General features: G+C 54.0%; 25 protein-coding genes and 1 tRNA gene. All 26 read left to right on the top strand.

Annotated features, from left to right (window positions below):
- The first annotated feature begins 59 nt into the window (after window positions 1-59).
- The 26 genes from EBAPG3_RS12580 to EBAPG3_RS12455 all read left to right on the top strand — a co-directional run bounded on the left by EBAPG3_RS12580 (window position 60) and on the right by EBAPG3_RS12455 (window position 25,669).
- Complete coding sequence (locus EBAPG3_RS12580) at window positions 60-1,250, top strand: malate--CoA ligase subunit beta (protein ID WP_085922041.1); 1,191 nt, start codon at window positions 60-62, stop codon at window positions 1,248-1,250.
- Complete coding sequence (gene sucD, locus EBAPG3_RS12575; protein WP_085922040.1) at window positions 1,251-2,138, top strand: succinate--CoA ligase subunit alpha; 888 nt, start codon at window positions 1,251-1,253, stop codon at window positions 2,136-2,138. It begins immediately after the preceding gene.
- Between the two features lie 145 nt (window positions 2,139-2,283).
- Window positions 2,284-2,691, top strand: a complete 408-nt coding sequence (locus EBAPG3_RS12570) for a hypothetical protein (RefSeq protein WP_085922039.1) — start codon at window positions 2,284-2,286, stop codon at window positions 2,689-2,691.
- Between the two features lie 337 nt (window positions 2,692-3,028).
- Entirely contained in the window at window positions 3,029-4,738 is a 1,710-nt protein-coding gene (locus EBAPG3_RS12565; protein WP_085921899.1) for a multiheme c-type cytochrome, read from the top strand.
- Window positions 4,735-5,901, top strand: coding sequence for a hydroxylamine oxidation protein HaoB (haoB, locus tag EBAPG3_RS12560; protein ID WP_227869213.1), 1,167 nt, complete (start codon window positions 4,735-4,737; stop codon window positions 5,899-5,901). Before EBAPG3_RS12565 ends, haoB begins: the two co-directional genes overlap by 4 nt.
- 224 nt (window positions 5,902-6,125) lie before the next feature.
- Window positions 6,126-6,833, top strand: a complete 708-nt coding sequence (gene cycA / locus EBAPG3_RS12555; protein ID WP_085921901.1) for a cytochrome c-550 CycA — start codon at window positions 6,126-6,128, stop codon at window positions 6,831-6,833.
- Entirely contained in the window at window positions 6,833-7,438 is a 606-nt protein-coding gene (locus EBAPG3_RS12550) for a NapC/NirT family cytochrome c (RefSeq protein WP_085921931.1), read from the top strand. The genes cycA and EBAPG3_RS12550 overlap by 1 nt, the downstream gene beginning before the upstream one ends.
- A gap of 511 nt (window positions 7,439-7,949) precedes the next feature.
- Window positions 7,950-8,882: a phosphate ABC transporter permease subunit PstC gene (gene pstC / locus EBAPG3_RS12545; protein ID WP_004179104.1), complete on the top strand. Its 933-nt coding sequence runs from the start codon at window positions 7,950-7,952 to the stop codon at window positions 8,880-8,882.
- Window positions 8,883-8,987: 105 nt separating this feature from the next.
- Window positions 8,988-9,914, top strand: a complete 927-nt coding sequence (pstA, locus tag EBAPG3_RS12540) for a phosphate ABC transporter permease PstA (RefSeq protein WP_004179106.1) — start codon at window positions 8,988-8,990, stop codon at window positions 9,912-9,914.
- A complete protein-coding gene (gene pstB / locus EBAPG3_RS12535; protein ID WP_004179108.1) occupies window positions 9,908-10,717 on the top strand; it encodes a phosphate ABC transporter ATP-binding protein PstB in 810 nt (269 codons plus the stop codon). The genes pstA and pstB overlap by 7 nt, the downstream gene beginning before the upstream one ends.
- 212 nt (window positions 10,718-10,929) lie before the next feature.
- The gene (gene tpiA / locus EBAPG3_RS12530; protein WP_004179109.1) at window positions 10,930-11,685 is read left to right on the top strand and encodes a triose-phosphate isomerase; all 756 of its coding nucleotides are present in this window, start codon (window positions 10,930-10,932) and stop codon (window positions 11,683-11,685) included.
- 18 nt (window positions 11,686-11,703) lie between these two features.
- Window positions 11,704-12,054 (top strand): preprotein translocase subunit SecG, encoded by a 351-nt coding sequence (secG, locus tag EBAPG3_RS12525; RefSeq protein ID WP_004179110.1) that lies wholly within the window; start codon window positions 11,704-11,706, stop codon window positions 12,052-12,054.
- An 82-nt stretch (window positions 12,055-12,136) separates the two neighbouring features.
- Window positions 12,137-12,221 (top strand) — tRNA-Leu (locus EBAPG3_RS12520).
- Between the two features lie 85 nt (window positions 12,222-12,306).
- A complete protein-coding gene (locus tag EBAPG3_RS12515; protein WP_004179112.1) occupies window positions 12,307-12,663 on the top strand; it encodes an NADH-quinone oxidoreductase subunit A in 357 nt (118 codons plus the stop codon).
- Window positions 12,664-12,667: 4 nt separating this feature from the next.
- A complete protein-coding gene (locus EBAPG3_RS12510) occupies window positions 12,668-13,144 on the top strand; it encodes a NuoB/complex I 20 kDa subunit family protein (protein ID WP_040852717.1) in 477 nt (158 codons plus the stop codon).
- Between the two features lie 7 nt (window positions 13,145-13,151).
- Complete coding sequence (locus EBAPG3_RS12505; protein ID WP_004179119.1) at window positions 13,152-13,769, top strand: NADH-quinone oxidoreductase subunit C; 618 nt, start codon at window positions 13,152-13,154, stop codon at window positions 13,767-13,769.
- 27 nt (window positions 13,770-13,796) lie between these two features.
- Complete coding sequence (locus EBAPG3_RS12500) at window positions 13,797-15,050, top strand: NADH-quinone oxidoreductase subunit D (protein WP_004179120.1); 1,254 nt, start codon at window positions 13,797-13,799, stop codon at window positions 15,048-15,050.
- A gap of 54 nt (window positions 15,051-15,104) precedes the next feature.
- Entirely contained in the window at window positions 15,105-15,581 is a 477-nt protein-coding gene (gene nuoE / locus EBAPG3_RS12495) for an NADH-quinone oxidoreductase subunit NuoE (protein ID WP_004179122.1), read from the top strand.
- Window positions 15,578-16,855, top strand: coding sequence for an NADH-quinone oxidoreductase subunit NuoF (gene nuoF, locus EBAPG3_RS12490; protein WP_004179124.1), 1,278 nt, complete (start codon window positions 15,578-15,580; stop codon window positions 16,853-16,855). The genes nuoE and nuoF overlap by 4 nt, the downstream gene beginning before the upstream one ends.
- Window positions 16,856-16,932: 77 nt before the next feature.
- On the top strand, window positions 16,933-19,368 hold the full coding sequence (gene nuoG, locus EBAPG3_RS12485) for an NADH-quinone oxidoreductase subunit NuoG (RefSeq protein ID WP_004179126.1): 2,436 nt from the start codon (window positions 16,933-16,935) through the stop codon (window positions 19,366-19,368).
- A 22-nt stretch (window positions 19,369-19,390) separates the two neighbouring features.
- Window positions 19,391-20,491: an NADH-quinone oxidoreductase subunit NuoH gene (gene nuoH / locus EBAPG3_RS12480; RefSeq protein ID WP_004179136.1), complete on the top strand. Its 1,101-nt coding sequence runs from the start codon at window positions 19,391-19,393 to the stop codon at window positions 20,489-20,491.
- A 14-nt stretch (window positions 20,492-20,505) separates the two neighbouring features.
- The gene (gene nuoI / locus EBAPG3_RS12475; RefSeq protein ID WP_004179137.1) at window positions 20,506-20,994 is read left to right on the top strand and encodes an NADH-quinone oxidoreductase subunit NuoI; all 489 of its coding nucleotides are present in this window, start codon (window positions 20,506-20,508) and stop codon (window positions 20,992-20,994) included.
- 96 nt (window positions 20,995-21,090) lie between these two features.
- Complete coding sequence (locus EBAPG3_RS12470; RefSeq protein ID WP_004179139.1) at window positions 21,091-21,696, top strand: NADH-quinone oxidoreductase subunit J; 606 nt, start codon at window positions 21,091-21,093, stop codon at window positions 21,694-21,696.
- A gap of 74 nt (window positions 21,697-21,770) precedes the next feature.
- On the top strand, window positions 21,771-22,076 hold the full coding sequence (gene nuoK, locus EBAPG3_RS12465) for an NADH-quinone oxidoreductase subunit NuoK (RefSeq protein ID WP_040852720.1): 306 nt from the start codon (window positions 21,771-21,773) through the stop codon (window positions 22,074-22,076).
- A gap of 66 nt (window positions 22,077-22,142) precedes the next feature.
- Complete coding sequence (nuoL, locus tag EBAPG3_RS12460) at window positions 22,143-24,098, top strand: NADH-quinone oxidoreductase subunit L (RefSeq protein WP_004179141.1); 1,956 nt, start codon at window positions 22,143-22,145, stop codon at window positions 24,096-24,098.
- 86 nt (window positions 24,099-24,184) lie between these two features.
- A complete protein-coding gene (locus tag EBAPG3_RS12455) occupies window positions 24,185-25,669 on the top strand; it encodes an NADH-quinone oxidoreductase subunit M (RefSeq protein WP_004179142.1) in 1,485 nt (494 codons plus the stop codon).
- Window positions 25,670-25,707 lie beyond the last annotated feature (38 nt).

Genomic DNA, 25,707 nt, shown 5'->3' with positions numbered 1-25,707 from the left:
CGTTTCCGCGGTGAAGGTTCAAGTAATTTTTTTATTCTTTAAACAGCTAAGGTGATGTATTGGACATTCACGAGTATCAGGCAAAAGAGATTCTGACAAAATATGGCGTTAAGATCGCAGAAGGTGGTTTGGCTTACAGCCCCGAAGAAAGTGTCCAGCGTGCCAGAGAGATCGAAGGGAATGTCTGGGTGGTAAAGGCGCAGATTCATTCCGGAGCGCGCGGTAAAGCGGGCGGTATCAGGATCTGCAACACTCATGACGAAGTCGAAGCGGCCGCAGAAGAACTGTTGGGAAAAAATTTGATTACCCATCAAACCGGGCCGGCGGGTAAAACATGTTCGAGAGTGTATATCGAAGCGGGAACGGATATTGCCAAGGAATTGTATCTCTGCTTTTTGATTGATCGAAGCTCCGAACGTATCGTCATGGTCGGTTCCGCCCAGGGTGGAATGGATATTGAGGAATTGGCTGAAACAGATCCCGGCGCAGTCAAAAAAATTTATATTGAACCCGCTGTCGGCCTCCAGGACTATCAGGCGCGTGAGATGGCATTTTCATTGGGGCTGGAGACTACGCAACTCATTCATGCCGTCAGGACCATAAAAGGCTGTTATCGCGCGCTGCGCGACCTTGATGCAAATATGGTGGAAATCAATCCATTGGTTGTCACCAGTAGCGGCGAATTAATCATACTGGATGCCAAAATGAGTTTTGATGACAATGCTCTGTTTCGTCGTCATGAAATTGCCGAGTTGCGGGATAAGACCCAGGGAGATTCCCGAGAGGTGGCGGCTGCAGACCACGGCCTGAGTTATGTGGGCCTGGATGGCGATATCGGCTGCATGATTAACGGCGCAGGCCTGGCCATGGCCACCATGGATATGATCAAGCTCGCTGGCGGTGAGCCTGCGAACTTTCTTGACGTTGGCGGTGGTGCATCCGCGGAGCGTACGGAAAAGGCATTTCGCCTGGTACTGGCTGACGAAGGTGTCAAGGCAATGCTGGTCAATATATTTGCCGGAATTAATCGTTGTGATTGGATCGCAGAAGGGGTCGTGCATGCAGTAAGGAATATTGATATGAGCATCCCGCTGGTTGTGCGGTTATCAGGCACAAATGTTGAGGAAGGACAGCGGATCCTCACGGAGAGCGGCTTGCCCATTATTACCGCGAACACGCTGGCGGAGGCGGCTGATAAAGTTGTCCGGGCTCGCGATGAAGTTGTTGTGAAAGAAAACAAAGGAAAATAGATGGCAATCCTGGTTAGCGAGAGTACGCGTATCATCATTCAAGGTTTCACCGGGAAAATCGGTACCTTCCATGCGCAGGACATGATCCGTTATGGGTCCAATGTCGTGGGGGGGGTTACCCCGGGCAAGGGCGGCCAGCGGCACCTGGATCTGCCGGTATTCAATACAGTAAAAGAAGCTGTACGACAGGTCGGAGCGGAAGCCAGCATCGTATTTGTTCCGCCGGCGTTCGCGGCGGATTCGATTATGGAAGCCGCTGACGCCGGCATTAAATACTGCGTGGCGATTACCGATGGCATTCCCACTCAGGATATGATGACGGTCAAGAACTTTCTGCGCCGCTTGCCTGTCCAGGAAAGAATGGTCCTGACCGGCCCGAACTGCGCCGGTACGATCAGTCCGGGACGCGCGATGCTGGGAATCATGCCCGGGCATATTTATATGCAGGGGAATGTTGGTGTTGTTGGCCGTTCCGGTACGCTGGGCTATGAAGCTGCTGATCAGATGAGAATATTGGGTATTGGCATATCAACCTCGGTAGGTATTGGCGGGGATCCGATTATCGGCAGTTCGCACCGTGATATTCTTGAAAAATTTGAAGAGGATGTTGAAACCAAGGCAGTAATCATGATCGGTGAAATTGGCGGACCACAGGAGGTTGAGGCGGGTATTTTTGCCAAAGAACATATGAGCAAGCCGTTAATTGCCTACATTGCGGGCCTAACCGCACCGGAAGGTCGTCGCATGGGACATGCCGGCGCGATTATTTCATCGGCCGGCGAAAGCGCCGCGGAGAAAGTGGCTATGCTGAAAGAACTGGGTATCACTATCTGCCCGACTCCTGCCGCAATGGGTGACACCGTGGCCGCAGTATTGGCAAGGATGTAAGTTTCGAATCCCTGAAGTGAACCCGGTGCTCAGAAAACCGAGTGCGGATCATGGCGTGCCAAATTAAGAAATAAGCAGCCAGCCGCCGCATGCGGTTTATACAGCGCGTTCATATCAGATATATTCGAGATAGGGAGGCTTAAACATGGCAATCGGCTGGATGACAGCCCTGAAGATTATTCCATGGGCGGATGTGCTGGAGTCGGCGCCACATATCGTCAAGGCGGCAAAACGTCTCTTTTCGGCAACAAAGGCTGACGCGAGCGCTTTTGCGGAGTCTTCCGCAGAATCTTCAGCGGAATCTTCCATTTCAACGGCCAGCAGCAGTTTCGCCAGCCTGGATAAACGGGTTCGTCTGTTAGAGGCAAGGCTGGTTGAATTGAATGATGAACAAAAATCATCTACCGAGTTAATCAAGTCGCTTGCCGAACAGAACGCACTCGTAGTCGAAGCCATTGAAGTATTTCGAGTCCGGATAAAGCTTCTGCTTACTGTCTGTATCGCGCTGATCGGTGTGCTCGCGAGCCTGGTATTCTGGCTGGTAATGAAGTAGATGATACGCGGGAACGTCGGGCGGCTTTCGCTCATGTATTAAACCCCTTAAATGATAAGGGAAAAAAAGAGTTCCCGCGCTCACATGCGGGTGGTTGATTATATGGAGTGGTTGAATCGATGGTCGTGGTACCAGAAAGAGTAGTACCACTGGTGCTACCTGTTTACATAAACCAGAGATAAAGTACGGGCGCAATAAAATTGTTTAATATAAAAACAGAATAGATGTCCTCGCCCCAGCAGGGCGGAGAAGACCATGGGGATATTTTCGGGGCATTTATACTTGCCGTAGTCGAATATGTGGTGCTTGCTGGACCACGGAAAAAAGGAGAAGAGAGATGGTAGTGAAGCTTGGGCTGAGGCTCATCACGCTGACATGCGGGGCGCTGCTGGCGGCGTCGTCATGGGCGAACTATCCCAGCGTCCCGAAAGAGACGTACAAAGCGCTGAATCTGGAACAAACGGCCACGCCCAAGGAATTGCATGAAGCGGTGACCAAGCGCTACAAGGACCCGGCGCAAGGGGCTGGGCGGGGGACGCTGGCCAAGTACTGGGAGCCGGTGCCGTACAGCATGTACATGGACCCTGCCTCCTTCTACAAGCCGCCGACCTCGATGAAGGAAGTGGCGGAGCGTCAGGAATGCGTCAAGTGTCACACGGACGAATCGCCGGTATGGGTGAATGCGTGGAAGAAGAGCACGCATGCCAACCTGGACAAGATCCGCAACCTGAAGCCGGACAGCCCGATCTACTACAAGAAAGCCAAGCTGGAAGACGTGGAGAAGAACCTTCGCTCCATGAACCGGCTGGGCGCGAACGAAAAGCTGAAGGAAGTGGGGTGTATCGACTGTCACGTCGACATCAACACCAAGAAGAAGGCCGACCACATGACCGACCTTCGCATGCCCACGGCTGACGTATGCGGCACCTGCCACCTGCAGGAATTTGCCGAACGCGAATCCGAGCGCGACACCATGGTATGGCCGAACAAGCAATGGCCGCAGGGACGTCCCTCGCATGCGCTGGACTGGAAAGCCAACGTAGAAGTTGCGGTATTTGCCGCCATGCCGCAGCGCGAGATAGCCGAAGGCTGCAGCATGTGCCACACCAACCAGAACAAATGCGACTCCTGCCATACCCGGCACGAATTCTCCGCGGCCGAATCGCGCAAGCCCGAAGCGTGCGCCACCTGCCACAGCGGGGTGGACCACAACAACTGGGAAGCTTACTCCATGAGCAAGCACGGCAAGATCGTATCGATGATGGGCGACAAATGGAACTGGGAAGTCTCGCTCAAGGACGCCTACGCCAAGGGTGGCCAGACCGCCCCGACCTGCGCGGGGTGCCACTTCGAATATGAAGGCAAGTACAGCCACAACGTCACGCGCAAGATACGCTGGGCCAACTACCCGGCCGTGCCCGGCATAGCCGAGAACATCAACAGCGAATGGTCGGAAGCGCGGCTGGACTCCTGGGTCAAGACCTGCACCCAGTGTCACTCCGAGCGTTTTGCCCGCTCCTACCTGGAATTCATGGACAAAGGCACCCTGCACGGCCTGGCCAAATTCAAGGAAGCGCATGCAGTCGCCGAGAACCTCTACAAGGACGGCCTGCTCACCGGACAGAAGACCAACCGTCCGGCGCCGATGGCACCGGACAAGGAAATGTTCGCCGGCTTCACCCAGCTCTACTGGTCCAAGGACAACAACCCCGCGGCGATCGAACTCAAGGCGCTGGAAATGGGAGAAAACGACCTGCCCAAACTGCACGTAGGCCTGGCCCACGTCAACCCGGGCGGCTGGACCTACACCGAAGGGTGGGGCCCGATGAACCGCGCCTACGTCGAAATCATGGACGAAAACACCAAGATACGCGAAATGGCGGCGCTGCAGGCCCGGGTAGCCAAGATGGAATCACGCCGCACCAGCCTGCTGGACCTCGACAGCAAGGATGACAAGCTCTCGCTGGGCGGCCTGGGCGGCGGCATGCTGCTGGCTGGCACCCTCGCGCTGGCTGGCTGGCGCCGGCGCGAAAAAAGCGGGCATTGACCGCCTCATCCGCCTCGACTCCCTCCCCCTCCCGCGCCCAGCCGGCGCGGGGCGGACTGGGAACTAAACTCCTCCCGTCACTGGGCATCCTCCTGGTGACGGGAGGATTGCTTTTACTCGCCTGGTTTGCCTGGCTCTGGTTCAACCCGGCGCCCGCCCCCTACCGCTATACCCAGGTCAAGGAAGGCGGCATCGCCCAATTCAGCCAACTGGGCCTCGACCCCTGGCCGGACCTCACCGTCGCCCAGTATGAAATCCACGCCGAGGGCGTGAACGACCCCGTCGCCCTGGCCACCACCGCGCGGCGCGGCGCGATGGCTCCCATCCTCATCAGCTGGGAAAACCGCAGCAGCGAACTGCTCATCTCCCTCGACAGCAAACTCTCCGAACTGACCGCGCTGGCCGCCGCCATCGACAAATATGCGGGCCAGGACGCGCGCATCCTGGCCTGGTGGGACACCTCGCGCCAGCTCAAACTGCTGACCGGGCGCGACACCCTGTTCACCGCCCACCTGGGCGAACCCCTCATCATCCCCGCCCCCTGGCAGCCCTACAGCGACTCCATCCGCCACCAGGAAGACCAATTCTGGGGGGCGCCGGCCTCGGCCGACGAGCGCCGCAACTTCCAGCGCTTTGCCGACGCCCTCATCGCCGAACCCGCCCGGGGGGCCGCCATCCTGCGCGAACTGGCGGGCAAAGGCGCGGATGGCGAAGCCTACGTCGTCATCCACGTCACCGACCTCTACAAACTGGGACTGATGCGCCCCGAACAATTCGACATCACCTACAAGCACTTCCCCATGGAAGGCAACATGCACGGCATGATCGGCTACCTCAAGAAATGGATGCAGGAAAACAACTTCGCCACCTACACCCTGCAATCCCTCTCCGACAGCATGGTGCGCGGCTACTTCCTGCGCGATGATAAAAGCGGCAACACCCTCCTGGCCCAGATGCTGCCCTTCACCAATTCCATGCCGCTGGACCTCACCGTCCTGCAACTCATCTACCAGCAGGGCGGCTACTGGGTCTACAAAATCCCCTCGACCGGCGACACCGCAGCCGCACCCGCCGACACATCCGCCGGCACCCTCGATGCTGACGCTTCATCACCGGCGACACCCGCGCCTGCTGCCCCGCCCGCACTCTCACCCGCCTCCTGAGGCGGGCCGCCCCGTCAGCGGGCAGCCCGCCATCCGGGGGCTGGTTGACGGATGAGACTCCCGCAGCGGTACCAGTGGTACCACAAAGAGTCATGGTACTGGTGCTACCCGTTTACATCAACCAGCGATAAAGTACCGTCATAAAATACAGTATGGACATCACTGGGTTTTTTATAACATAACAACAGCTATCAACGGATATACTTGCCCCGAAGGAGAAAACCATGCGCCATTCCCTGACATTTGCCCTGGCTGCCGCAGCCATGTTTGCGCTGCTATCCGGCAGCGCCACCGCACAATCGTTTGAAGGCCGCAAGAAGTGCAGTTCCTGTCACAAGAGCCAGGCCGAATCATGGGGCGAGACCGCTCACGCCAAGGCCATGGACTCGCTCAAGCCCAACACCAAGGCCGAGGCCAAGAAAAAGGCCAAGCTGGACCCCAAGAAGGACTACACCAAGGACAAGGACTGCGTAGGCTGCCACGTTGACGGCTGGGGCAAGGAAGGCGGCTACACCATAGACGACCCCAACAAATTCACCAGCGGCGTGGGCTGCGAATCCTGTCACGGGCCGGGTGCCAAGTATCGCGGCATCCACCGCAAGGCGGGAGCGGCCTACGAGAAATCGAAGAAGACCGCGCCGCGTTCGACCCTGGCCGATGCCGGGCAGGACTTCGCCTTTGAAGAATCCTGCAACGCCTGCCACCTGAACTACAAGGGCTCGCCGTGGAAGGGCGCCAAGGAACCGTACACCCCGTTCACCCCGGAAGTGGACAAGAAATACACCTTTGACTTCAACAAATACGTCAAGGACACCAAGGCCATGCACGAGCACTACAAACTGGACGGCACCTTTGAAGGCGAGCCGAAGTTCAAGTACCATGACGACTTCCAGTCCAAGGCCAAAGTGGGCGTGAAAGGTTCGGAGGACTGATGGCCGGAATGCGCGCGGGCGGCACCCTGCTCACGGGTGCGCTCCTGGGGGTTGTCATGGTGGCGGTGGTATTCGGCGGCGAGGCCGCCGTCTCCACCACCGAATTCTGCACCAGCTGCCACTCCATGTCCTATCCGGCGGAAGAACTCAAGACCTCCTCCCACTATGGCGCCCTGGGTGCCAACCCGGGCTGCAAGGACTGCCACATCCCGCAGGGCTTCAAGAACTTCCACCTGGCGGTGGCGACGCACGTGGTGGATGGGGCGCGCGAGCTGTACCTGGAATTTGCCAACGACTACTCCACGCTGGAGAAATTCAACGAGCGCAGGCTGATCATGGCGCACGATGCGCGCATGAACCTGAAGAAGTGGGACAGCAACACCTGCCGCGAATGCCACAAGAACCCGCAGCCGCCCGGATCCGATGCCAAGGCCGCGCACAAGAAGATGGAGACCGAAGGGGCCACCTGCATCGACTGCCACCAGAACCTGGTGCACAAGGAAGTCGCCGAGACCGACCTCAATGCCAGCCGCAAGGAAGGCAAAATGGTTCTCAAGCCCGAAAAGAAGGATAAGGACGACGAGGAGGATGAAGAGGAGGGGTGATTCGGCCTGTCAGAGTATTCTGGCTTAATAGCTAAACTGCCAACCCAGATGCGATTTCCCGGTATAGCGGACCACATATGATTTTACCTGCTTCTCGTTAATCCTATCTTATCCGGGATCCATCATGTATCCGAATTAATGGTACTGCGGATGCATCCGATTACGGGAGTCATATTCAGTCCGACTTGAAGTCTCTCAACAAATCAGCAAACTCATGCGGTATGCTGCTGATCGAACGTATTGCAAAATAAATCAGAGAATTTGGTGAATAGCCTGAGCCATCGGAGTAATTCCGTTTGCCATGAGTATTTTAATAATAGATCGGGCGGCAGGAGATTCAGGATTTTGTCAAAGATGGATCTCCTGGCTATTTCTTTGATTTGACCTTATTCACCAACTCCCGAGCAGATATTGCGGGCCAGCATTATCCCTATATGTCACGAGACTGTAACATATCCGTCGTAATATTTAGCCTCCTCAAGAAACCCTCTTCTTCCGAAGGCATTTGTCTGTGACCGTGCAGTCTCCCACCGATACTCATCAGCCCGGAAAACTTGGGTATAGTTACAGTCGCCACCTGGGTGAACGTTTTATTGAAGCCACGCTATTTCTGATGGCGTTTGTTTCAGTTGCAATTACGCTAGCCATCGTGGTGATGCTGATCAAAGAGTCGGTTGTATTCTTCGAACATGTTTCGCTCTGGGATTTTCTAACCGATACCCAATGGACCCCGCTGTTTGACGATGCGCACTACGGCATACTTCCGCTGATTTCCGGGACGGTCGTAAGCTCTGCCGTGGCACTAGCGGTGGCAATTCCCATGGGGACCATAACCGCCATATATCTTTCGGAATTTGCGCCATTTGCGGTGCGCGAAATCGCCAAGCCATTTCTTGAGTTGCTGGGCGGCGTGCCAACGGTGGTTTACGGTTATTTTGCGCTACTGTTCGTCACACCCCTGCTGCAAAAAATTTTTCCTCAGTTACCCGGCTTCAGTCTGCTTTCCGCCGGTCTGGTGATGGGCATCATGATTATTCCCTATGTTAGTTCCATGGCGGAAGATGCAATGCGGGCGGTGCCGATGCACCTGCGCGAAGGTTCCTATGCGATGGGCGCCACGAGACTTCAGACCGCCATTCGGGTCGTGATGCCCGCAGCTTTTTCCGGCATTGCCGCAGCCTATATTCTCGGTATCTCCCGTGCCGTGGGAGAGACCATGGTGGTGGCCGTGGCTGCTGGCATGCAGCCAAATCTCACGTGGAATCCAATGGAGCCGGCGGCTACAATTACTGCTTATATCGTGCAGGTCAGCTTGGGCGATCTGCCCCATGGCAGCATTGGCTATCAGACCATTTTTGCCGCCGGACTTACCCTGCTGTTATTAACACTCATATTCAATATTCTTGGTCACATGCTGCGCAAGCGTTATCGCGAGATTTATTGAGTCTTTATGGTAATTACGTATTTTAGTTAACCAGCCAGTTATTCTGCCGCTTGATTTGCGGTCCCTCAATGAAAACACCTCACTGATTTTTCTCGGATCCGGTTGATGAGAGATGAAAAAAACCTAAATGAGATTCGTGCCGTCATTGCACGTCATAAGCTTTGGGATCTGATTTTTGTGGTTATCGGGGTATTTGTGCTAATGATAGCGGTATTGACATTCATGGCATTATTCTCCCACATGCTTATCGACGGAATGCCGCGCTTGTCATGGGATTTTTTTAGTTCTTTCCCCTCGCGCCGTGCGGGTTCAGCGGGTATATTATCCGCTTGGGTCGGAACCACTCTGGTCATGGTGGTAACAGCGATAGCGGCCGTGCCGATGGGTATCGGAGCAGGCATTTATCTGGAAGAGTATGCATCGAAAAATCTCATCACCGAGATCATTGAAATTAATGTGACCAATCTGGCCGGCGTGCCATCCATTATCTATGGACTGTTGGCGTTGAGCCTGTTCGTGCACCAATTGGGGTTCGGCCAGAGTATCCTGTCGGCGGGCCTGGCTCTGGCATTATTGATCCTGCCGGTGGTGATTGTTGCAACCCGCGAGGCCATACGTTCGATTCCTGTGGCCATTCGCGAGGGCGCGTATGCACTTGGCGCAACCAAATGGCAAACCGTTTCTGACCACCTGCTTCCTTATTCCGCAGCGGGTATTTTAACGGGTGTCATCATCGGCCTTGCTCGTGCGATCGGAGAAACAGCGCCCATTATCACCATTGGCGCATTGACTTTTATCGCCTTTCTCCCGCCGTCCCCAATAAAGTCGGAATTTCCATTTTTGTCATTGGAATGGCTAATGGCGCCATTCACTGTGATGCCGATCCAGATGTTCAACTGGGTATCGCGGCCAGAAGAAGAATTTCAGGCCAATGCAGCGGCAGCGGGACTGGTTCTGGTGGTGATGACGCTCACTATGAATGCACTCGCCATCTACCTGCGCTATCGCATGCGTAAAAATATCAAATGGTAGAGAATTCCACGCGAGACAACCCCGTTGTGGATGTCACACCGATTCCATGCAAATCCGAAGTCAGGGATTTAAGTTTTTATTATGGCGCATTTAACGCGCTCAAAAACATTAACATGACGCTGTATGAAAAACAGGTCACCGCATTGATCGGTCCGTCAGGTTGTGGCAAATCCACCTATCTTCGCTGCTTCAACCGCATGCACGATCTTTATCCAGGGAATCGTTATGTGGGCGAGATTATCTTGCACCCCGACAATGTCAATATTCTTTCCCGTAACGTGGATCCGATCGAAGTACGAATGCGTGTGAGCATGGTATTTCAGAAACCTAATCCATTTCCAAAATCCATCTACGAGAATGTTGCCTATGGCCTGCGGGTGCGGGGAGTAAGGCAGCGCGCGGTGTTGGATGAGAAAGTGGAAGAAGCATTGCGCGACGCAGCATTATGGGATGAAGTCAAAGATCGCTTGAAACAGCTTGCTTACAATCTCTCGGGTGGTCAGCAGCAACGTTTGTGCATCGCCCGGGCGCTCGCCACGGATCCTGAAATTCTCTTATTTGATGAACCGACTTCGGCGCTCGATCCTATCGCTACCGCCAGCATTGAGGAGCTTATCGCCGACCTGAAAGATAAGGTTACGATTCTCATCGTTACCCATAATATGCAGCAGGCGGCGCGTGTATCGGATTACACGGCCTATATGTATCTGGGCGAGATTATCGAATTTGATGTTACCGACACCATTTTCATCAAACCCAAAAATAAACAGACGGAAGATTATATTACCGGTCGTTTTGGTTAAACCTGAATCCGGAGGACTCACCCAAATAAAAGGTGAATATCGAGCGAATCAAAAGGGATCAACACCCTGCATCCCGGTTATTCTATTCTCATCCACGTTTTTAGTATTTTCGAGCCTTTATTCCAGGCAATATCCCCTGTCCCCTGATTGACCCGGTACCCATTCACAGGTAACATTCGCAGCTTTCAAGGACAAAGGCGGTGATGATGGCTATGCGTTCGAAACTGGTTGCGGGCAACTGGAAAATGCATGGCGGAATGGTACAGAATCGGGACTTGCTGGGCGCAATCGTTGCCGGGACGGCGGCGCTGCATAAAGCCGGTTTCGCGGTATGTGTGCCTTATCCTTACCTCTACCAGGCGCAAACATTGCTCCGGGACACGCATATCCAGTGGGGTGCCCAGAATGTAAGCCAGCATGACAAAGGCGCTTATACGGGCGAGGTGTCGGCCGCCATGTTGATGGACTTCGGCTGTCATTATGTCATTGCTGGTCATTCGGAACGGCGCGCATTGTATGGTGAAGATAGTCATACGGTGGCGCTCAAGTTCAAAGCGGCCCAGGTGGCCGGCTTGATCCCCATCCTATGTGTGGGTGAAACGCTGGATCAGCGCGAGGCTGCCATTACCGAGAAAGTGGTGGCGGAGCAACTGGACACGATAATTGAATCGGTGGGTATCAATGCGCTGGCCAAATCGGTATTGGCCTATGAGCCGGTATGGGCTATAGGGACCGGGAAAACCGCCACGCCCGGCCAGGCCCAGGAGGTGCATGCTTTTATTCGCGATAGGATCGCCGCTCACAGTCCCGAAGTGGCTGCAGGTCTGAAGATTCTTTATGGCGGCAGTGTCAAGGCAAATAACGCCGAGGAGCTATTCGCCATGCCGGATATTGACGGGGGATTGATTGGTGGCGCCTCGCTTGTTGCCGATGAATTCATCGCGATCTGCCGGGCGGCAAATAATTAACTCATTTTGGAGTAGGCGTTGGAAACACTCATTTGGGTAGTACATGTACTATCGGCCATTACGGTAATTGTTCTGGTTTTGTTGCAACATGGTAAAGGTGCCGATATGGGAGCCGCTTTTGGCAGCGGCTCGTCGGGGAGTTTATTTGGCGCCAGCGGCTCCGCAAATTTTCTAAGCAGGACGACAGGGGCGCTGGCAGCAGTGTTTTTCATCACCAGTCTCGGGCTTACCTATCTTTCCAGCCACAAGACCGAAGGGGGCGGGGTTATGGACAAAGCGGTGCCGGTTCAATCAGCCAAGCCGGTACAGCCGGCCCCGGCAGCTCCCGCTGAAGGCGAAGCTTCCAAGGCCACAGAAATACCAAAATAACTTTTCTGATGAGTTAATTGAACAATTAATTAAAGCTACGTTCTAACAGAATTACGCCTCTGACTAGAACTCAAGCTAAGTCGCCGACGTGGTGAAATTGGTAGACACGCCGTCTTGAGGGGGCGGTGGCGAAAGCTGTGCGAGTTCGAGTCTCGCCGTCGGCACCAATTATGGGCTGAGAATCAGGGTAAACAGATGCGTAGAGCATAAATGGTAACCTGATTTCTAGTCCTTTATTTTTTGATAATACCGATGCTCGAAAATTATTTTCCTATTCTGCTATTCATTCTGATTGGTCTTGCTGTAGGTGTGGTGCCCATGGCGCTTGGCTGGTTGTTCGCGCCCAATCGACCCGATAGCGAAAAACTGTCACCCTACGAGTGCGGTTTCGAGGCATTCGAAGATGCGCGCATGAAGTTTGACGTACGCTATTACCTGGTTGCCATCTTGTTCATTCTGTTCGATCTGGAAATCGCCTTCCTGTTTCCATGGGCGGTGGTGTTGAATGAGATCGGCATGTTCGGCTTTGTCGCCATGATGATTTTTCTAGGCATCCTTGTCGTTGGTTTTATTTACGAGTGGACCAAAGGTGCTCTGGAATGGGATTAATGTTATGAGTACTAGCGGCGTAATGGAAAAAGGTTTTGTTACCACGGGCCTGGATAGCATCATCAACTGGGGGCGAACCGGCTCCATGTGGCCGATGACTTTTGGTCTCGCGTGCTGTGCGGTGGAAATGATGCAGGCGGGCGCCTCACGCTATGACCTGGATCGTTTTGGTATCGTGTTCCGGCCCAGTCCGCGTCAATCGGATGTGATGATTGTAGCCGGCACATTGTGCAACAAAATGGCGCCTGCATTGCGTAAAGTTTACGATCAGATGGCTGAGCCGCGCTGGGTAATTTCCATGGGTTCCTGCGCCAACGGTGGCGGTTATTATCATTATTCCTATTCCGTTGTGCGGGGTTGCGACCGCATCGTGCCGGTTGATATCTATGTCCCAGGCTGTCCGCCAACAGCGGAAGCATTGCTCTACGGTATTATCCAGCTCCAGAACAAGATCCACCGCACCAATACCATTGCCCGCTGAGTCAACTATGACTTCCTCTCGTCTGGAAACGCTCGCCCTTTGCCTTCAGAATGTGTTGACCGATAAACTTGTCAGCACCCGCGAGCGATTGGGTGAGCTAACGATTACGGTGGCTCCTGCGGATATGCTGTGGTCAATGGGAACCTTGCGTGATCACCCGGACCTGGGTTTTGAAATGCTCGCCGATTTATGCGGAATGGATTATTCAACCTATGGTTCCGAATCCCTCTCCGGGAACGACAGCGAGGGCAAACGCTTCGCCGTCGTGTACCACCTTCTTTCCATCAGCCATAACTGCAGGTTGCGGGTCAAGGTATTCGCAGAGGACGATGAGTTCCCGGTTCTGGACTCGGTAATTGACATATGGCCATCCGCCAACTGGTTCGAGCGTGAGGCATTTGATCTTTACGGCATCGTCTTTACGGGCCACCCCGATTTGCGTCGCATTCTCACGGACTATGGGTTTATCGGCAATCCATTCCGCAAGGATTTTCCATTAAGCGGAAATGTCGAGATGCGTTACGATCCCGACCAGCAGCGAGTAATCTACCAGCCGGTCAGCATCGAACCGCGCCAGATCACGCCGCGCGTGATCCGTGAAGAGCATTATGGAGATAGCGAATGAGGTCTCTGCGGCAAGGACTCGATAAGCATGGCTGAGATACGCAACTACACCATGAACTTTGGCCCGCAACATCCGGCGGCGCATGGCGTGTTGCGCCTGGTGCTGGAGCTGGATGGCGAAGTCATTCAGCGTGCCGACCCGCACATCGGCCTGCTGCATCGCGCGACTGAAAAGCTGGCCGAATCCAAAACCTATATTCAGTCAGTACCATACATGGACCGGCTGGATTACGTGTCCATGATGTCCAATGAGCATGCCTATGTAATGGCCATCGAGAAGCTGTTGCAGCTTGAGGTACCTTTGCGTGCGCAATATATTCGCGTAATGTTTGATGAGATCACGCGCATACTCAATCATCTGTTGTGGTTGGGAGCTCACGCGCTGGATGTGGGCGCAATGACCGTGTTCCTCTACGCTTTCCGCGACCGCGAGGACCTGATGGATTGTTACGAGGCGGTGTCGGGCGCCAGAATGCATGCCGCCTATTACCGTCCGGGCGGTGTCTATCGGGATCTGCCGGATTCAATGCCCCAATATCAGGCATCGAAAATCCACAACGAGAAAAGCACCCGGATGCTCAACGAGAACCGTAGCGGTTCGCTGCTGGATTTCATCGAAGACTTTACCAATCGATTCCCTTCCTACGTGGATGAATATGAAACCCTGTTAACCGACAACCGCATCTGGAAACAGCGGCTGGTAGGCATCGGCGTAGTCTCGCCTGAACGTGCCAAGGCACTGGGTTTTACCGGTCCGATGCTGCGTGGTTCGGGCGTCGAGTGGGATTTGCGGAAAAAACAGCCGTATGAAGTTTATGACCGGATGGATTTCGATATACCGGTGGGTGTCAATGGCGATTGCTACGATCGTTATCTGGTGAGGATAGAAGAGTTTCGTCAATCCAATCGTATCATCAGGCAGTGTGTCGAATGGCTACGCAAGAACCCTGGACCGGTCATAACCGATAACCACAAGATCGCGCCACCGGCACGTGTCGAAATGAAGCAGAACATGGAAGAGCTGATACATCATTTCAAGCTTTTTACAGAGGGTTTCCATGTGCCACCGGGTGAGGCTTACGCGGCGGTCGAGCATCCCAAGGGTGAATTTGGCATTTACCTCGTATCGGATGGCGCCAATATGCCTTACCGGCTCAAAATTCGCGCACCAGGCTTCCCCCATCTGGCGGCGCTAGATGAAATGTCGCGTGGACATATGATCGCCGATGTGGTGGCCATTATCGGTACGCAGGATATTGTGTTTGGTGAAATAGACAGATAAGCAGGTAGATCCATTGACCGTTACCCAGATAGCCAGTGAAACAGCCAAATTGACATGTTAAGCCCTGAGTCCATTAAAAAAATTGACCATGAGCTCACGAAATATCCCGCCGACCAGAAGCAGTCGGCCGTGATGTCGGCGCTCGCCATCGCTCAGGATGAGAAGGGATGGCTGGCCAATGAAACCATGGATTTCATTGCACACTATCTTGGCATGCCACCGATAGCCGTGTATGAGGTGGCGACGTTCTACAACATGTATAACCTTCAGCCATTGGGTAAACACAAGATCACCGTTTGCACGAACCTTCCCTGCGCGCTTTCCGGCGCCAATGATGCGGTGACCCATATCAAGCAAAAGCTGGGTATCGGTTTCAATCAGACCACCGCCGATGGCAAATTTACATTGAAGGAAGGCGAGTGCATGGGGGCATGCGGCGACGCGCCCGTGCTCCTGGTGAATAACAAGCGTATGTGCAGCTTCATGTCCAACGACAGTATCGATCAATTGCTGGAGGAGCTGAACAAATGACCGAGCTTACGCAGATATTGCTGGCGGGACTGAATCCATCCGATCCCGCAAACTGGCGGCTTAAGAATTATGAGCAGCGCGACGGGTATGCCGCGCTGAGAAAAATTCTGGACGAGAAAATTCCGCCTGAAAAAGTCATCGAGGAAGTCAAAAAATCCGCATTGCGTGGACGCGGCGGCGCGGGTTTCCCGACCGGGCTAAAGTGGAGTTTCATGCCCAAGCAGTACGAAGGCGACAAGTATCTGGTATGCAATTCCGACGAAGGCGAGCCAGGCACCTTCAAGGACCGCGATATCATGCGTCACAACCCGCACATCCTGATAGAAGGCATGATTATCGGCGCCTATGCGATGGGTATCAAGACGGGTTACAACTATGTTCATGGCGAAATCTGGGATACCTATGAGCGCATGGAGGAGGCGGTAGACGAAGCGCGAGCCGCGGGATATCTGGGGAACCACATCCTCGGTTCCGATTTCGGTTTCCAGTTATACAATCATCATGGTTATGGTGCATATATCTGTGGCGAGGAAACTGCGCTGCTAGAATCGCTGGAGGGCAAAAAGGGGCAGCCGCGTTTTAAGCCTCCTTTCCCGGCGAGCTTCGGCCTTTATGGCAAACCCACTACGATCAACAACACCGAAACATTTGCCTCGGTGCCCTGGATTATCCGCAATGGTGGCGAGAAGTTTTTGCAGCTCGGCAAGCCCAACAACGGTGGCACCAAGCTTTTTTCGGTGTCGGGTCATGTCAATAGACCCGGTAATTACGAGGTGCCGTTGGGTACGCCATTCGCCACGCTGCTGGAAATGGCGGGCGGCATGCGCGGCGGGCGGAAACTCAAAGGATGCATCCCCGGCGGTTCATCCATGCCCGTGTTGCCCGGCGATATCATGATGCAGACCGACATGGATTATGATTCCATCGCCAAAGCTGGTTCCATGCTGGGCTCCGGCGCGGTCATCATCATGGATGACACCACTTGCATGGTGAAAGCGCTGGAGCGATTGTCATATTTTTATTTTGAGGAATCCTGCGGTCAATGCACACCCTGCCGCGAAGGTACCGGCTGGCTTTATCGTGTGGTGCATCGAATCGAGACCGGCACGGGGCGAATGGAGGATCTCGATTTGCTCAACAATGTTGCCGATAATATTCAGGGGCGTACCATTTGCGCACTGGGTGACGCAGCCGCCATGCCGGTACGCGCCATGATCCAGCATTTTCGGGATGAGTTTGCGTACCATATTGAGCACAAGAGATGCATGGTGTAGCCGCATGAGAATGGATAAAGTAATCGTTTTCTTTCTTGGCCGCGTCTGTTCGTGATGAATCCGAGAGTAAGCATCTAATGATCAATTTCGAAATCGACGGCAAACAGGTGTCTGTGCCCAAGAATGGCACTGTCATGGACGGTGCCAATCAGCTGGGTATATATATTCCGCATTTCTGCTATCACAAGAAACTGTCCATCGCGGCCAATTGCCGCATGTGCCTGGTTCAAGTGGAGAAAGCACCCAAGCCCTTGCCCGCGTGCGCCACTCCCGCCATGGAGGGCATGAAGGTCTTTACTCACTCCGGACAGGCGGTAACCGCACAGAAAGGCGTGATGGAGTTTCTGCTTATCAATCATCCACTGGATTGCCCCATTTGCGACCAGGGCGGCGAATGTCAGCTACAGGATCTTGCAGTGGGCTATGGAGCGAGTGCGTCACGTTATACCGAAGCCAAGCGGGTGGTGGCGAACAAGAATCTGGGTCCGCTGATCTCCACCGATATGACCCGCTGCATCCATTGCACACGTTGCGTGCGCTTCGGTCAGGAGATTGCCGGCATTATGGAATTGGGTATGGCGGGCCGCGGCGAACATGCGGAAATCCTGTCATTTGTCGGCAGTACGGTCGACTCGGAATTATCCGGCAATATGATCGATCTTTGCCCGGTCGGCGCGCTCGTCAGCAAGCCTTTCCGCTATTCTGCCCGCACTTGGGAATTGTCCCGCAGGAAATCAGTGAGTCCGCATTGCGGTCTCGGCTCCAATCTCGTGGTTCAGGTAAAGCAGAATCGTGTCATGCGTGTGTTGCCGCGCGAGAACGAGGAAGTGAACGAGTGCTGGCTGTCGGATAAGGATCGCTTTTCCTATGAGGGGCTAAACTCGGACGAGCGCCTGAGCACACCGATGATAAAGCGCAATGGCGAATGGCAGGAGTGCGACTGGCAAGCCGCTCTGGAATTCGTTGCCAATGGATTGAGGACCGTAAAGGAAAAACACGGCGCTTCGAGTATCGGTGCGTTGGCCTCTCCCCACAGTACGCTGGAAGAACTCTATCTGTTACAAAAACTCATGCGGGGATTGGGTAGCGGAAATGTGGATCATCGCTTGCGCCAATCCGATTTCCGCTCGGATCAACACCTGCAAGGCGCACCATGGCTGGGAATGAACGTGGCAGCTATTTCCCGCCTAAAGTCGGCGCTGGTTATCGGCAGCACCCTGCGCAAGGATCATCCGCTCATTGCGCAGCGTCTGCGCCAGGCGGTAAAGCAGGGTGCTCAACTGAATCTTGTCAATCCGGTGGATGACGATCTGCTGACCAAGGTGGCTAATCGTGCCATCGTCGCACCTGCCGCAATGGCGGCGATGCTGGCGCAGATCTTGAAAGCCGCCACTGAGTTGAAGCAGGTGGAGATTCCCGATGGAGCAAAAACAGTATCCGGCTCCATCAGCGTGACGGATGCCGCGCGGGCGATGGCGGCCAGCCTCATTGATAATAAGCCCGCCGCGATTTTTCTTGGCAACATGGCGCAGCACCATCCGCAGTATGCGGATATTCACGGACTGGCACAGCATATCGCGCACATTGTCGAAGCGGAGTTTGGTGTATTGGGCGAGGCTGCCAATAGTGTCGGCGCCTATATTGCCGGGGCAATTCCTGACCATGGCGGCTTGAGCGCGGCCGCCGGAGATTCCGGCCGGCCGGGACAGGGAAACATGAATGCTTCGCAAATGCTTGGGACGGGTGCGGCCAAGCCTGTGTCGCAACCGTGCCGGGCCTATGTGCTGATGAATTTGGAACCGGAGCTGGATAGCTATAATCCGCATCAAACGATGAAAGCACTGGATGCGGCAGAGCTGGTGGTGGTGATGAGCGCATATAAGAACCGTGCCGTTCTTGAGGGCGGTTATGCGGATGTATTGCTGCCGATTGCGCCATTCACCGAAACCTCAGGCACCTTTATCAATACCGAAGGTCGTGCGCAAAGTTTCAATGGTGTGGTCGCCCCTCTCGCCGATACGCGCCCGGCATGGAAAGTCCTGCGGGTATTGGGCACTATGCTGGAACTTGACGGCTTTGCCTACGATACACCGGAGCAGGTGCGTGCGGAGATTCTTCCGGCAGGCGGCGATATCAGCGCCCGCTTGAACAACAATTTGAGAAATTTCGCGGTAGGTGATACCGGACTGATGAATGAGCCGAAGAGCGGCGGAATTCAGCGCATCGGCGAAGTCCCGATTCATCAGGCCGACCCCATTGTGCGCCGTGCCGATTCGCTGCAGCGCACACGGGATGCCGCCGCGCCGCTGGCCTGGATGCCGGGTGATCTGATGGATGCGCTCGGCATAAATCCGGGTGACAATATAAGATTGAAACAGGGAGAAGGTGAAGCGCAATTGCCAGCGGCCCGGGACGATAAGCTGCCTTCAAATTGTGTGCGGGTGGCTTGCGCGCACCCCCTGACCGCGGCTTTGGGTGAAATGTTCGGTGAAATAGTGGTGGAAAGATTGTGATGCAAGAAACCAGAGTGATTTGATGGAATACGCGCAACAATTATTCGGGGACTTTTTTGGTTCGGAGTGGGGTCCCGCCCTTTTCGTTCTGGCCAAGAACGCGCTGCTGATTGTCGCCATCATATTGCCATTGATGTTGGCAGTGGCCTACCTTACTTTTGCGGAACGCAAGATTATCGCCTTTATGCAGCTGCGGGTCGGACCCAATCGGGTGACTTTCTTCGGCATTCCCTGGCTGGGCGGTTGGGCGCAGCCCATCGCGGATGCGGTGAAGGCCGTGATGAAGGAAATCATCATTCCCAGTGGCGCAAATAAGTTTTTGTTTGTCCTGGCCCCGGTGCTGACCTTCGCGCCGGCTCTGGCGGCATGGGCGGTAGTGCCGTTTTCTCCCGAGGTCGTATTGGCCGACATCAATGCGGGCCTGCTTTATATTCTGGCCATGACTTCCATGGGCGTCTATGGAGTCATCATCGCGGGTTGGGCTTCCAATTCCAAGTATGCCTTCCTTGGTGCGATGCGATCCGCCGCACAGGTGGTGTCTTACGAACTGGCGATGGGTTTCGCATTGGTATGCGTGCTGATGATGTCACAGAGTCTGAATCTGAGCGATATTGTCAAAGGCCAGCAGGGTGGCAGTTTCATCAACTGGTATCTCATCCCGTTGTTTCCAATGTTTCTGGTGTACTTCATTTCCGGGGTGGCGGAAACCAATCGTGCCCCGTTTGATGTAGCCGAGGGTGAATCAGAAATTGTGGCCGGATTCCATGTTGAATATTCCGGTATGGCGTTCACGGTATTCTTTCTGGCGGAATACTCCAATATGATCCTGGTGGCAACGCTGGCCAGCCTTATCTTTCTGGGGGGATGGCTCCCGCCGGTCAATATTGCACCATTTACCATGATTCCCGGTTTTATCTGGCTGGTGCTGAAAATATCGTTTTTATTGTTTTGTTTTCTCTGGTTTCGCGCCACCTTTCCCCGCTACCGCTATGATCAGATCATGCGTCTTGGCTGGAAGGTGTTCATTCCGATCACGCTTGTCTGGATACTACTGCTGGGTTTGATAATGCAATTTCCGCCATCACTTCGGGACGCATTTCCACTTAACCTGTGGTTTCATTGAGACAGGAGAAAACCATGAACCGTATCAAGGATTTTTTCCGTACTTTCCTGTTGTTTGAACTGGTCAAGGGGATGATGCTGACCGGGCGATACATGTTTGCGCGTAAAATCACGGTGCACTTTCCCGAAGAGAAAACACCGCAGTCCCCTCGCTTCCGCGGTCTCCATGCGCTGCGCCGTTATCCCAACGGGGAAGAGCGTTGTATCGCCTGCAAGCTATGCGAAGCGGTGTGCCCAGCGCTGGCGATCACCATCGAATCAGAGCAGCGCGATGATGGAACCCGCCGCACCACACGGTATGACATCGATCTGACGAAATGCATATTCTGCGGTTTCTGCGAGGAATCCTGTCCGGTGGATTCGATTGTCGAGACCCGGATCCTCGAATATCACGGCGAGAAACGCGGCGACCTGATCTATACCAAGCAAATGTTGCTGGCAGTGGGAGATCGATATGAAGAGCAGATAGCAAAGGACAGGGCGGCGGATGCGGGCTATCGATGATTGGGAAAATGAGCTGGTGAATGAGAGGAGCCGGTCGATTGTCGACCAGGCTATGCTAACCCGGCTACAGGGTTTTGAATTTATAGAAATACCTACATGAGTTTTCACGATATCACTTTTTATTTTTTTTCGACTGTGCTGGTGTTATCCGCATTGGGTGTCATCACGGCCCGCAATCCGGTGCATTCGGCATTGTTGCTGGTGCTCGCTTTTTTCACCTCCGCCGGACTATGGCTATTGTTGGAGGCGGAGTTTCTCGCGATTACTCTGGTACTGGTATATGTAGGCGCGGTGATGGTGTTGTTCCTGTTTGTGGTCATGATGCTTGATATCAATCTTGACCGTCTGCGCGAGGGGTTCTGGAAATGGTTTCCATTCGGCGCGCTCCTGGCGCTGGTGATGGCGGCCCAAATGGCGATGGTGCTGATGGGCAAGCAGTTCGGCGCCGACGAAATGCCTGCGCCGCCTGCGCGCGCCGCCGATTACAGTAACACCAAGGAACTGGGCCGTTTGATTTATACCGAATATGTTTATGCGTTTGAACTGGCGGCGGTACTTTTGCTGGTGGCGATAGTGGCCGCGATAGCTCTGACCTTGCGCCGCCGCACCGGTGTCAAGAGTCTTGATGTCGCGAAACAGGTGGCAGTAAAGCGTGAAGACCGCGTGCGGATGGTATCGATGCCATCCGAGAAGAAAGAATAAAGGCGGAAGAAGAGAGAATAAAAAGCGGTTGCATGACGCTGTTTTAATGTTGTCCTGAGAAAGGGGTTGTTAGCTTGGTTTCGTTATCCCATTACCTTGTCCTCGGTGCGATTCTGTTCGCCATCAGTATTGTCGGGATTTTTCTCAACAGGAAAAATGTAATTATCCTGTTGATGGCAATCGAGCTGATGCTCCTGGCGGTAAACATGAATTTCGTCGCATTCTCGCATTATCTGCAAGATGTGTCGGGTCAGATCTTCGTGTTTTTCATTCTTACCGTGGCCGCAGCGGAATCCGCCATCGGGCTGGCAATATTGGTGGTTCTGTTTCGCAACCTGCGCACGATCAATGTGGATGATCTGGAAAAGCTCAAGGGGTAATTTCACGACCTGGATCAGACCTGGAATCGGAAACAGACGGCTCTAAAAACAAGAAGATGAATTTTTATGACTGAGATGCAAAAACTTTACCTGTTGATCCCACTGGCTCCGTTGGCGGGGGCGCTTATCGCCGGATTGTTTGGCCGAATGATCGGGCCGGCCTGGAGCCATCGCACCACCATCGTGCTGATGATGGTGTGCGTGGCCGCATCCATTGCCGTTTTCATGGATGTATTGAAAGGAAACATCTATAACGGCAGCGTTTATACCTGGATGATTTCCGACGATACACGTTTCGAGGTTGGGTTCCTGATCGATCAACTTTCGGCCATGATGATGGTCGTGGTAAGCGGCGTGTCGTTAATGGTGCATATCTATACCATCGGTTATATGCGTGGTGATCCGGGATACCAGCGTTTTTTCAGCTATATCTCGCTCTTCACTTTTTCGATGCTGATGCTGGTGATGTCGAATAATTTCCTCCAGCTTTTCTTTGGCTGGGAGGCGGTCGGACTGGTTTCCTATCTGCTTATCGGCTTCTGGTATACCCGTCCCACCGCGATTTATGCCAACTTGAAAGCGTTTCTGGTCAACCGTGTCGGCGACTTTGGTTTTCTCCTTGGTATCGGCTTGGTGCTGACATATTTCGGCACGCTGGATTATTCAGCGGTATTTGCCCAGGCACCGCAACTCGTGACGCAGACAATCGAGGTCATTCCCGGCTCGCCATGGGCGCTATTGTCAGCAGTTTGTATCTTGCTGTTTGTCGGCGCGATGGGCAAATCCGCACAGTTTCCGCTACACGTATGGCTGCCGGATTCGATGGAGGGTCCAACGCCGATCTCCGCGCTGATTCATGCCGCGACGATGGTAACCGCAGGTATCTTCATGGTGGCTCGCATGTCGCCATTATTTGAATTAACTGAGACGGCGCTGTCGTTCATCCTGGTGATTGGCGGCATTACCACGCTATTCATGGCGCTGGTGGCGATCGTGCAGAACGACATCAAGCGTGTGGTGGCCTACTCCACCTTGTCGCAACTCGGTTACATGACGGTGGCGCTGGGCGCGTCAGCTTATTCGGCGGGGGTTTTTCACCTCATGACCCACGCCTTTTTCAAGGCGGTGCTATTTTTGGGCGCAGGCTCAGTGATCATCGCCATGCATCATGAGCAGGATATGCGGAAAATGGGCGGACTCAAGAAGTATATGCCCATTACCTACTGGACGATGTTTATCGCCGCGCTGGCAAGTGCGGGCGTGCCTGGCTTTTCCGGATTCTTTTCCAAGGATGCCATTATCGAGGCCGTACATTTCGCCAATATTCCGGGTGCGGGCTTTGCCTATTTCTGCGCGGTAACCACCGTCTTTGTCACCGCGTTCTACACTTTCCGCCTGGTGTTCATGACTTTCCATGGCGCGCCGCGCATGGATCATCACACCGAAGAGCATCTTCATGAATCACCTTGGGTGGTGACGCTGCCACTCGTGGTCCTGGCAATACCTTCCATCGGCGCGGGTTGGCTGATCGGGCCGATGCTGTTCGGAGACTATTTCGGCAGCGCCATACAAATCCTGCCCCAGCACGAAGCCATCGAAAAAATGTCGGCGGAATTTCATGGCATAGCGGGAATGATGACTCATGCATTCACGACCCTGCCATTCTGGTTTTCGGTTGGCGGCATTTTCGCCGCCTGGTACCTGTACAGGGTGAATACCGATCTGCCGGGAAAAATAAGCCGGGCCGCCGGACCGCTCTACACCTTGTTGGATCGTAAATATTTTATTGACGAATTCTATTCCTGGATATTCGCCGGTGGCGCGCGCGCGCTGGGCGGCGGGTTGTGGAAATTCGGCGATGTAAAAGTCATTGACGGGTTCTTCGTCAACGGCACGGCACGAGTGGTGGCCGGAACCGCCATGCTGGTACGCCGCTTCCAGTCGGGCTATATCTATCATTATGCGTTCACCATGATTGTTGGCGTGTTTATATTGATGAGTTTATGGTTGTATGGATCTTGAAACAAAAAAACAAGAAGAGATGAATATTATTACGGTTTCAGCCCGGCATTTCGCTACACGCTAATGAATAAAAAAACGGAATAAACATGTTGTTTGGCCTTCCCCTGTTAAGTCTAGTCATCTGGCTGCCCATTTTTGCCGGCATTGGCGTGCTTGCCACCGGTGGCGACCGTAATGCCCAACTGGCACGATGGCTGGCGCTCGTCGGGTCGGTAGCGGGCTTGCTGGTGGCAATCCCGCTCTATACCCAGTTCGACCCGCTAATGAACGCCATGCAGTTTGTGGAACTCAATGCCTGGATCGAGCATTTCAATATCCATTATCATCTCGGCGTGGATGGCATCGCCATGCCGCTGATCCTGCTGAATTGTTTTACTACACCGCTGGTGGTAATCGCAGGGTGGCAGGTGATAAGCAAGCGGGTGTCCCAATACATGGGTGCGTTTCTAATCATGTCGGGTATCGTCAATGGCGTATTCTCATCGCTCGATGCGATTCTGTTCTACATCTTCTGGGAAGCTTCGCTGATTCCGATGTTTCTCATCATCGGCGTCTGGGGTGGCCCCAACCGCGTGTATGCCGCGATCAAGTTCTTTCTTTACACGCTCTTGGGTTCCCTGTTGATGCTGGTGGCATTCATCTATCTCTATCAGGTTTCCGGCGGCAGTTTTTCGATACTGGATTACCACAAGCTGCCCCTGCCGCTGACGCCGCAAATCCTAATATTTGTCGCGTTCCTGCTGGCATTTGCGGTAAAGGTTCCGATGTGGCCCGTGCATACCTGGTTGCCGGATGCGCACGTGGAAGCGCCCACCGGCGGTTCGGTGGTGCTGGCGGCAATATTGCTGAAATTGGGTGGGTATGGTTTTTTGCGTTTTTCCCTGCCGATCGTACCAGATGCAAGCCAGTATCTCTCGACCATGATGATCGTATTGTCATTGACAGCGGTCGTCTATATCGGACTCGTTGCCCTGGTGCAGGCGGACATGAAAAAGCTCATTGCTTATTCATCGGTGTCGCACATGGGTTTTGTCACGCTCGGTTTCTTCCTCTTCAACGTGTATGGACTCGAAGGCGCGATGGTGCAGATGATTTCGCACGGCTTTATTTCCGGCGCCATGTTTCTATGCGTGGGGGTGCTCTACGACCGCCTGCATTCACGCCAGATCGCCGATTATGGCGGCGTAGCCAATAAAATGCCGGTATTCGCCGCGTTCTTCATGTTGTTCGCCATGGCCAATGCAGGGTTACCGGGGACCAGCGGTTTTGTGGGTGAATTCATCGTCATCATGGCTGCAGTCAAGGTGAATTTCTGGTATGGCTTCCTCGCCGCTACCACGCTTATTACCGGTGCTGCCTATACGCTCTGGATGTACAAGCGGGTCGTGTTTGGCGCCGTTGCGAGTCCCGGCGTGGAAGCGCTGAGGGATATCAACGGACGCGAGATTCTGATCCTGACGGTCCTGGCGGTGGCGGTGCTGGGAATGGGCCTTTATCCATCGCCCTTCACGGAGGTCATGCATACCACGGTGGATGACCTGCTGGCGCATATCGCCCGCAGCAAACTGTAGCGCTAATGAGACCAGTCCCGCGTGTTTGAGGATATTAA

It is taken from the genome of Nitrosospira lacus (genome assembly GCF_000355765.4).
Classification (GTDB): Bacteria; Pseudomonadota; Gammaproteobacteria; order Burkholderiales; family Nitrosomonadaceae; genus Nitrosospira; species Nitrosospira lacus.
Note: the sequence above shows the minus strand (reverse complement) of the source record. Positions and strands in the feature narration are given on the sequence as shown.

Coding starts and splice junctions, on each gene's coding strand:
- EBAPG3_RS12505 (WP_004179119.1), top strand. CDS start 13,152: ATGACTTCCTCTCGTCTGGAAACGCTCGCCCTTTGCCTTCAGAATGTG.
- EBAPG3_RS12515 (WP_004179112.1), top strand. CDS start 12,307: ATGCTCGAAAATTATTTTCCTATTCTGCTATTCATTCTGATTGGTCTT.
- nuoH (WP_004179136.1), top strand. CDS start 19,391: ATGGAATACGCGCAACAATTATTCGGGGACTTTTTTGGTTCGGAGTGG.
- pstA (WP_004179106.1), top strand. CDS start 8,988: ATGAGAGATGAAAAAAACCTAAATGAGATTCGTGCCGTCATTGCACGT.
- pstB (WP_004179108.1), top strand. CDS start 9,908: ATGGTAGAGAATTCCACGCGAGACAACCCCGTTGTGGATGTCACACCG.
- sucD (WP_085922040.1), top strand. CDS start 1,251: ATGGCAATCCTGGTTAGCGAGAGTACGCGTATCATCATTCAAGGTTTC.
- nuoG (WP_004179126.1), top strand. CDS start 16,933: ATGATCAATTTCGAAATCGACGGCAAACAGGTGTCTGTGCCCAAGAAT.
- tpiA (WP_004179109.1), top strand. CDS start 10,930: ATGCGTTCGAAACTGGTTGCGGGCAACTGGAAAATGCATGGCGGAATG.
- EBAPG3_RS12570 (WP_085922039.1), top strand. CDS start 2,284: ATGGCAATCGGCTGGATGACAGCCCTGAAGATTATTCCATGGGCGGAT.
- EBAPG3_RS12500 (WP_004179120.1), top strand. CDS start 13,797: ATGGCTGAGATACGCAACTACACCATGAACTTTGGCCCGCAACATCCG.
- EBAPG3_RS12565 (WP_085921899.1), top strand. CDS start 3,029: ATGGTAGTGAAGCTTGGGCTGAGGCTCATCACGCTGACATGCGGGGCG.
- nuoE (WP_004179122.1), top strand. CDS start 15,105: ATGTTAAGCCCTGAGTCCATTAAAAAAATTGACCATGAGCTCACGAAA.
- cycA (WP_085921901.1), top strand. CDS start 6,126: ATGCGCCATTCCCTGACATTTGCCCTGGCTGCCGCAGCCATGTTTGCG.
- EBAPG3_RS12550 (WP_085921931.1), top strand. CDS start 6,833: ATGGCCGGAATGCGCGCGGGCGGCACCCTGCTCACGGGTGCGCTCCTG.
- nuoI (WP_004179137.1), top strand. CDS start 20,506: ATGAACCGTATCAAGGATTTTTTCCGTACTTTCCTGTTGTTTGAACTG.
- EBAPG3_RS12470 (WP_004179139.1), top strand. CDS start 21,091: ATGAGTTTTCACGATATCACTTTTTATTTTTTTTCGACTGTGCTGGTG.
- EBAPG3_RS12510 (WP_040852717.1), top strand. CDS start 12,668: ATGAGTACTAGCGGCGTAATGGAAAAAGGTTTTGTTACCACGGGCCTG.
- nuoL (WP_004179141.1), top strand. CDS start 22,143: ATGACTGAGATGCAAAAACTTTACCTGTTGATCCCACTGGCTCCGTTG.
- nuoF (WP_004179124.1), top strand. CDS start 15,578: ATGACCGAGCTTACGCAGATATTGCTGGCGGGACTGAATCCATCCGAT.
- EBAPG3_RS12455 (WP_004179142.1), top strand. CDS start 24,185: ATGTTGTTTGGCCTTCCCCTGTTAAGTCTAGTCATCTGGCTGCCCATT.